At 68.4% G+C, this 8019-nt stretch carries 8 protein-coding genes and 1 pseudogene; 7 read left to right on the forward strand and 2 right to left on the reverse strand.

Features of this window, described 5'->3' with window-relative positions:
* The 4 genes from VMD50_RS02915 to VMD50_RS02930 all read left to right on the forward strand — a co-directional run.
* On the forward strand, positions 1 to 571 hold a 571-nt coding region (locus VMD50_RS02915; protein WP_325424689.1), incomplete at its 5' end, for a carbohydrate ABC transporter permease.
* A 4-nt stretch (positions 572 to 575) separates the two neighbouring features.
* On the forward strand, positions 576 to 1400 hold the full coding sequence (locus VMD50_RS02920; protein ID WP_325424703.1) for a carbohydrate ABC transporter permease: 825 nt from the start codon (positions 576 to 578) through the stop codon (positions 1398 to 1400).
* A 4-nt stretch (positions 1401 to 1404) separates the two neighbouring features.
* Positions 1405 to 2583, forward strand: a complete 1179-nt coding sequence (locus tag VMD50_RS02925) for an ABC transporter ATP-binding protein (RefSeq protein ID WP_325424691.1) — start codon at positions 1405 to 1407, stop codon at positions 2581 to 2583.
* Positions 2580 to 3164, forward strand: coding sequence for a suppressor of fused domain protein (locus VMD50_RS02930; RefSeq protein WP_325424693.1), 585 nt, complete (start codon positions 2580 to 2582; stop codon positions 3162 to 3164). The genes VMD50_RS02925 and VMD50_RS02930 overlap by 4 nt, the downstream gene beginning before the upstream one ends.
* 81 nt (positions 3165 to 3245) lie before the next feature.
* Here the strand turns inward: VMD50_RS02930 and corA are convergent, their stop codons facing one another.
* Positions 3246 to 4349 carry a magnesium/cobalt transporter CorA gene (gene corA, locus VMD50_RS02935; protein ID WP_325424695.1) on the reverse strand — a complete coding sequence of 368 codons (1104 nt, stop codon included), beginning with the start codon at positions 4347 to 4349 and terminating at the stop codon, positions 3246 to 3248.
* Between the two features lie 174 nt (positions 4350 to 4523).
* Here corA and VMD50_RS02940 point away from each other — a divergent pair, with 174 nt between their 5' ends.
* Genes VMD50_RS02940 through VMD50_RS02950 form a run of 3 tightly spaced genes read left to right on the forward strand, consistent with a single transcriptional unit; the run spans position 4524 to position 7598 of the window.
* Positions 4524 to 5513 carry a malate dehydrogenase gene (locus VMD50_RS02940; protein WP_325424697.1) on the forward strand — a complete coding sequence of 330 codons (990 nt, stop codon included), beginning with the start codon at positions 4524 to 4526 and terminating at the stop codon, positions 5511 to 5513.
* Between the two features lie 55 nt (positions 5514 to 5568).
* Complete coding sequence (locus VMD50_RS02945; protein WP_325424699.1) at positions 5569 to 6741, forward strand: NAD(P)-dependent malic enzyme; 1173 nt, start codon at positions 5569 to 5571, stop codon at positions 6739 to 6741.
* On the forward strand, positions 6738 to 7598 hold the full coding sequence (locus tag VMD50_RS02950; RefSeq protein ID WP_325424701.1) for a glycine betaine ABC transporter substrate-binding protein: 861 nt from the start codon (positions 6738 to 6740) through the stop codon (positions 7596 to 7598). Before VMD50_RS02945 ends, VMD50_RS02950 begins: the two co-directional genes overlap by 4 nt.
* 87 nt (positions 7599 to 7685) lie before the next feature.
* On the opposite strand, the pseudogene VMD50_RS02955 reads toward VMD50_RS02950, so the two are convergent.
* Positions 7686 to 8019, reverse strand: a pseudogene (locus tag VMD50_RS02955) (acetoin dehydrogenase); the annotation flags it as partial.

Raw genomic sequence — 8019 nt, forward strand, 5'->3', positions numbered from 1 at the left:
CCTGGTGCGCACCGCGGTGCTGATCCCCTACGGCATCGTCACCGTCGTCGCGTCCTACAGCTGGTACTACGCCTGGACACCGGGGACCGGCTACCTGGCCAACCTGCTGCCGCAAGGCAGCGCCCCGCTGACGCAACAGATTCCGTCGCTGGGCATCGTCGTGCTGGCCGAGGTCTGGAAGACCACGCCGTTCATGTCTTTGCTGCTGCTGGCCGGGCTGGCGCTGGTGCCCGAGGACCTGTTGAAAGCCGCGCAGGTCGACGGGGCCGGCGCGTGGCGGCGGCTGACCAGGATCATCCTGCCGATCATCAAGCCGGCAGTGGTGGTGGCGCTGCTGTTCCGGACGCTGGACGCCTTCCGCATCTTCGACAACATCTACGTGCTGACCGACGGTGCCAACAACACCGACTCGGTGTCAATCCTGGGCTACGACAACCTGTTCAAGGGCTTCAACGTGGGCCTGGGCTCGGCGATCAGCGTGCTGATCTTCTGTTGCGTGGGCATCATCGCGCTCGTCTACATCAAGGTGTTCGGTGCCGCCGCACCGGGCGGTGACGCCGATGGCCGGTGAGCCGGTGGGCGCTCGGCGCGCCGCCGTTTGGGCCGTTCTGGACACGCTGGTCTTGGTGTATGCGATTGTTCCGGTGCTGTGGATCCTGTCGCTGTCGCTCAAGCCGACGTCAAAGGTCAAGGACGGCAAGCTGATTCCGTCGTCGGTGACCCTCGACAACTACCGTGGCATCTTCCGCGGTGAGTTCTTCACCTCGGCGCTGATCAACTCCATCGGGATCGGCATGATCACCACCGCGATCGCGGTGGTGCTCGGCGCGATGGCGGCCTATGCGGTCGCCCGGCTGAGCTTTCCGGGCAAACGTGTGCTGATCGGGGCGGCCCTTTTGATCACCATGTTCCCGGCGATCTCGCTGGTCACCCCGTTGTTCAATATCGAACGCGCACTCGGCCTGTTCGACACCTGGCCCGGCCTGATCCTGCCGTACATCACTTTCGCGCTGCCCCTTGCCATTTACACGCTGTCGGCGTTCTTCCGGGAGATCCCGTGGGATCTGGAGAAGGCGGCCAAGATGGACGGCGCCACGCCGGGTCAGGCGTTCCGCAAGGTGATCGTGCCGCTGGCGGCGCCGGGCCTGGTGACCGCGGCGATCCTGGTGTTCATCTTCGCCTGGAACGACCTGCTCTTGGCGCTGTCGCTGACCGCCACCGAGGCGGCGATCACCGCGCCGGTGGCGATCGCGAACTTCAGCGGCAGTTCGCAATTCGAGGAGCCGACCGGGTCGATCGCGGCCGGAGCCGTCGTGATTACCGTCCCGATCATCGTTTTTGTTCTAATTTTCCAACGACGGATTGTCGCCGGGTTGACCTCTGGCGCTGTGAAGGGATAGCGCGATGGCCGAGATCGTGTTGGAGCACATCCACAAGAGCTACGCCGACGGCGCAGCGGCGGTGAAGGACCTGAGCATCACCATCGCCGACGGCGAGTTCCTGATCCTGGTCGGGCCCTCCGGCTGCGGCAAGACGACGACGCTGAACATGATTGCCGGGCTTGAGGATATCTCGTCGGGCGAGCTGCGCATCGACGGCGAACGGATGAACGAGAAGGCGCCCAAGGACCGCGACATCGCCATGGTGTTTCAGTCCTATGCGCTCTACCCGCACATGACCGTGCGGCAGAACATCGCGTTTCCGCTAACGCTCGCGAAGATGAAGAAGGCCGATATCGCGCGGAAGGTGGAGGAGACCGCCAAAACCCTTGATCTGACCGAGCTTTTGGACCGCAAGCCGTCCCAGCTGTCGGGCGGGCAGCGCCAGCGGGTCGCGATGGGCCGGGCGATCGTGCGTCACCCCAAGGCGTTTCTGATGGACGAACCGCTTTCCAACCTGGATGCCAAGCTGCGGGTGCAGATGCGCGGCGAGATCGCCCGGCTGCAGCGCAGATTGGGCACCACCACCGTCTACGTCACCCACGATCAGACCGAGGCCATGACGCTGGGCGACCGCGTGGTGGTGATGCACGGCGGTGTGGCGCAGCAGATCGGCACTCCCGACGAGCTTTACGAGCGCCCCGTTAACCTTTTCGTCGCGGGGTTCATCGGATCACCGGCCATGAATTTCTTTCCCGCGAGCCTGACGCCGACCGGGCTGACGCTGTCCTTCGGCGAGGTGATGCTGGCGCCGGAGGTGCAGCAGGTGATCGGGCGGCACCAGCGGCCGGAGAACGTCATCGTCGGGGTGCGGCCCGAGCACCTGGCCGACGCCGCGCTGATCGACGGCTACCAGCGCATCCGGGCCCTGACCTTCGAGGTGAAGGTCGACTTGGTCGAATCCCTGGGCGCCGACAAGTACGTGTACTTCACCACCGCGGATCCCGCCGTGCACGCGGCCCAGTTGGACGAGCTGGAGGCCGAGGGCGAAGTGCACGAAAACCAATTCGTGGCAAGGGTTTCGGCGGAGTCGCAGGCGACGGTGGGGCAGTCGGTCGAGCTGGCTCTCGACACGACGAAGGTGGCAGTATTCGACGCCGACACCGGGGCTAACCTGACGATCCCGCCGGCTGACGCCGAGTGATCCCCGACCAGGTGCGCGCGCATCTGCGCGCCCATTTCGCCGGGGGCGAGCCTGACTCTGCGAGCGTGACATTCCTGGGCACCGAGCCCATCGAGGTGCTGCGGTTTCGCAGCGGCGGATTGGTGCACTACGTGTCGTTGGGGTGCTCGCGCCATCCGATGACCGACCCGACCGAAATGGCCGCCGACCGGGAGCGCGGCCCCCGCGCCGAGGTCGTCCTGCGCCTGCGGGATCCCGGGCCCGCCACGGGCATCGCGCGCAGCCTGGCGGTGCTGGCGGCCACCCCGGCCGTCGACGGCATCGTGCTGGTCGCCGATGCCCTGATCGACCTCGGCTCACCGTTGTGGGCGTGGCCGACGGGGCGGGTGCCGTTCACCGCCGTGTTGTTGGGCCACAGCGATATCGGTGACCTGCCGCTGGACCCGCCCCGCGACCCGGTGCAGTTCCTGTCGGCGACGCCGATCACCGCGACCGAGGCCGCGTGGGTGCGGCTCAAGGGCGCCGAGGCCATGCGGCAGGCGTGGCGCAACGACGGCGTCGACGTACTGGACCCGAAACGCCCCGCGGCGCAACCGGGTTGAGTCACGGTTCGCCGAGAAGACGCGAAAGCCCCCGACACGCCGACGAATTGGGGGCTTTCGCGTCTGCTCGGCGGAATAGGCCTAGAGCCAGTTGTTGCGGCGGAATTGGAAGTACAGGACCAGACAGAAGAGGGCCATGAACGCCATGATCCCCGGGTAGCCCCACGTCCAGTTCAGCTCGGGCATGAAATGGAAGTTCATGCCGTAGATGGCGGCGACCATCGTGGGCACCGCCAGGATGCCGGCCCAGGCCGCCATCTTGCGCATGTCGTTGTTCTGCTGCATGCCGACGCGGGCCAGCGCCGCCTGGATCAGCGAGTTGAGCATGTCGTCGTAGCTCGCGATATGCTCGGCGGCCTCGGAGTGGTGGTCGGCGAGGTCGCGCAGGTAGCGCCGCACCTCTTTGGAGATCAGGTCCTTGTTTTCCTGCTGGATCCGCAGAAACGCCCCCGACAGCGGGTTGACGCACCGGCGCAGCTCGACGACCTCGCGCTTGAGCAGGTAGATGGGTTCCACGTCGAGCTTGCGGCCCGGGGCGAACGCCAAACCCTCGATGCTGTCGATATCGGATTCGATCAGATGGCTTACCTCGAGGTAATGGTTCACCACCTCGTGGGCGATGGCGTGCATCACCGCGTACGGCCCCAGGCGCAACTGCTCGGGATCGGCCTCCACCCGCTTGCGCACCTCGGACAGCCCACCGTGCTCGCCGTGGCGGACGGTGACCACGAAGTCCTTTCGGACGAAGATCATCACCTCGCCGGTTTCGACGATCTGGCGCGCGGCGGCCACCGATTCGTGCGGGACGTAGGCGACGGTCTTCAGGACGAGGAACAGCGTCTCGTCGTAGCGCTCCAGCTTCGGCCGCTGGTGCGCGCAGACGGCGTCCTCGACGGCCAGCGGGTGCAGCCCGAACACGTCCGCCACGTCCTGCATCTCGGCCGGGTTCGGCTCGCGCAGGCCGACCCAGACGAACGCCTCGTGGCCCAGCATTTCGATCTGCCGCACCCGGTTGAGGGCGGCGGCATAGGTGAACTTCCCCGGCAGCCGGTGGCCTTCGGCGTAGACCGCGCAGTCGACCAGGCTCTCGTGGGGCGGCTGCTCGACGGGGTGTGCCTGCGGCTCCTGCGGTTCGCGCGCGAGCGGTCGCAGCACCTCGGGCAACGCGTCAGGTCCGGGAAACACCCCCACCTCCGATCGCAGCGCAGGCCGATAAGCGGTGCTCAATGCTACGCGTCCTGGTGAAACACGACGTGAAAACTCCGCGGCGGCCGTGGACCGGAGGTTTCGCGCCTACCGGGGTGCGCTAGTTTCGAGCACGACACAAATCCCGATCTTCTCCATAAGGAGCACTTCGACGTGAGCGCAAGTCCAGTCAAGGTCGCCGTCACCGGCGCCGCCGGCCAGATCGGCTACAGCCTGTTGTTCCGCCTCGCCAGCGGCGCGCTGCTGGGGCCCGACCGTCCGATCGAGCTGCGGCTGCTGGAGATCGAGCCGGCGCTCAAGGCGCTCGAGGGCGTCGTGATGGAGCTCGACGACTGCGCCTTCCCGCTGCTGGCCGGCGTCGAGATCGGCGCGGACCCGAACAAGATCTTCGACGGCGTGAACCTGGCCCTGCTCGTCGGCGCCCGCCCGCGCGGCCCGGGCATGGAGCGCGGCGACCTGCTGGAGGCCAACGGCGCGATCTTCACCGCCCAGGGCAAGGCGCTCAACTCCGTCGCCGCCGACGACGTGCGCATCGGCGTGACGGGCAACCCCGCCAACACCAACGCGCTGATCGCGATGAGCAACGCCCCCGACATTCCCAAGGAGCGGTTCTCCGCGCTCACCCGCCTCGACCACAACCGCGCGATCACCCAGCTGGCCCGCAAGACCGGCGCCGCCGTCACCGACATCAAGAAGATGACGATCTGGGGCAACCACTCCGCGACCCAGTACCCCGACATCTTCCACGCCGAGGTCGGCGGCAAGAACGCCGCCGAGGTCGTCGGCGACCAGGCATGGATCGAGAACGACTTCATCCCGACCGTCGCCAAGCGCGGCGCCGCGATCATCGACGCCCGCGGCGCGTCGTCGGCCGCGTCGGCCGCGTCGGCGACCATCGACGCGTCCCGGGACTGGCTGCTCGGCAGCCCGGAGGGCAACTGGGTGTCGATGGCGGTCGTCTCCGACGGTTCCTACGGCGTGCCCGAGGGCCTGATCTCGTCGTTCCCGGTGACCACCAAAGACGGCAACTGGACGATCGTGACCGGCCTGGAGATCGACGAGTTCTCCCGCGGCCGGATCGACAAGTCGACCGCCGAGCTTGCCGACGAGCGCAACGCGGTCACGGAGCTGGGCCTGATCTAGCCGGCGGCCCCAGCGGAAATTAGGCCTACTAATGGTCAGCCCTTACCCTGATGCGATGCCAGAAATCCCGCATCCGCCGATGGCCATCGGAGACGACGAGATCTTCGATGCGCACGTGGGCGGGAAGCTTTCGGTGGCCCTGAGCGCGCCGCTGGACACCCAGCGCGCCCTGTCGATCGCCTACACGCCGGGCGTGGCGCAGGTTTGCCGCGCGATCGCCGCCGACCGAACCCTGGCCGCCCGCTACACCTGGTCGAACCGGCTGGTCGCGGTCGTCAGCGACGGCAGCGCGGTGCTCGGCCTGGGGGACATCGGGCCCGAGGCGTCGCTGCCGGTGATGGAGGGCAAGTGCGCGCTGTTCCAGGCGTACGGCGGCCTGAACGCGATCCCGATCGTGCTCGACACCAAGGATCCCGACGAGATCGCGGAAACCCTGGTGCGGCTGCGGCCGACGTTCGGCGCCGTCAACCTCGAGGACATCGCCGCCCCGCGCTGCTTCGAGATCGAACGGCGGGTCATCGAGGCGCTGGACTGCCCGGTGATGCACGACGATCAGCACGGCACCGCGATCGTCGTGCTGGCGGCGATGATGGGCGCCAGCAAGCTGCTGGGCCGCGACATGTCGTCGCTGCGGGTGGTGGTCTCGGGCGCCGGCGCCGCGGGGGTGGCGTGCACGAATCTGCTTCTGACGACGGGCGTTTCGGACATCACGGTGCTCGACTCGCGCGGCATCCTGCACAGCGGGCGCGAGGACATGAACAGCGTCAAGGTCGATCTCGCGCGGCGTACCAACCCGGACGGCCTCAGCGGCGGCCTCGTCGAAGCGCTCGAAGGCGCGGACGTCTTCCTCGGGCTGTCGGGGGGCGTGGTGTCCGAGGAGCTGATCGCCACGATGGCGCCCGGCGGGGTCGTGTTCGCGCTGTCCAACCCGGACCCGGAAATCCACCCCGGCGTCGCGGCCAAGTACGCGGCCGTGGTGGCCACCGGCCGCAGCGACTACCCGAACCAGATCAACAACGTGCTCGCTTTCCCGGGGGTGTTCCGCGGCGCGCTGGACGCCGGGGCGCGCCGGATCACCGAGAAGATGATGGTGACCGCGGCCGAGGCGATCTTCTCCGTCGTCAGCGACGACCTCGCGATCGACCGGATCGTCCCGAGCCCGCTGGACCCGCGCGTCGGGCAAGCTGTCGCCGCCGCCGTCGCGATCGCCGCAGACACCTCCGTGTGATCAGGCTGGCCGCGCTGCTGCTGGCCGCGCTGCTTGCGGTGGCGGGCTGCGGCATCCACACCGGGCGCCGGCCCGCCCCGGAATTGGTGGTCGGATCCCGGCCCGACGCCGATTCGGCGCTGCTGGCGGGCATCTACGTGGCAGCGCTGCGGTCGTATGGTTTCGGGGCGCGACCGGCAGCCGACGCCGACCCGATGGCGAAGCTGGACTCGGGCGCGTTCACCGTCGTCCCCGCGTTCACCGGCCAGACGTTGCAGCGGTTGCAGCCCGGCGCGGTGGCGATGTCCGACGCGCAGGTCTACCGCGCGATGATCGCCGCGTTGCCCGAGGGCGTGCTGGCCGGCGACTACACCACCGCGGCCGACGACAAGCCCGTGCTGCTGGTCACCCGAGCCACCGCCCGGGCCTGGGGTGGCCATGACCTCACCGCGGATCTGAGCGCGCTGCCCAAGCACTGCGACGGGCTGGTGATCGGCGCCGTCGACGGATTCCGGGCACCCGCGGCGGTGGATTCCTGCCGGCTGCCCGCGGCGCGCCAATTCCCTTCGGGGGAAGCACTTTTCGCGGCGGTGCGCGCCGGTCAGCTGACCGCTGGGTGGACGACGGCCGCCGACCCGGCCAGTCCCACCGACCTGGTGGCGCTGGCCGACGGCAAACCCGCGCTCATCCGGGCCGAGAACGTGGTGCCGCTGTATCGTCGCAACGCGTTGAGTGACCGGCAGCTGCTGGCGATCAACGAGGTGGCCGGCGTGCTGGACACCGCGGCCCTGGCCGACATGCGCCGGCAGGTGGCCGGCGGCGCCGACCCGCAGGCGGTGGCCGGCGGCTGGCTGGCCGAACACCCGCTAGGCCGTTAGACACTGTTGCTCGACCATCGAGCCTGCGCTCAGTGCGTGCTTCGGCCGTGATCGGGCGCGCTGAGCGCAGTCTCGGCGGTGGAGGCGTCAGACCTTGGGCGTCAAGCGGCCCATCACGCGCCCGAACACCTGCTGGTAATACGGGCCCGCCACCCGCACCATCAGGTCCAGGATCTTGGCGTCGTTGCCAACCAGCACCCGGGCCCTCTTCTTGCGGACCGCGTCGAGGATGACCTGAGCGGCCTTTTCCGGGCTGGTCGTGGCGAGCCGCTTGTCGAACAGCTTGGCCAGCTGGTCGCGGTCGAGTCCCTCCGCGACGGTGGCGTTGCGGGCGATCGCGGTCTTGACTCCGCCGGGGTGCACCGTGGTCACCGCCACCGGGTGGCGGGCCAGGATCATCTCCTGGCGCAGCGCCTCGGTG

The organism is Mycobacterium sp. (genome assembly GCF_035506235.1).
Taxonomy (GTDB): Bacteria; Actinomycetota; Actinomycetes; order Mycobacteriales; family Mycobacteriaceae; genus Mycobacterium.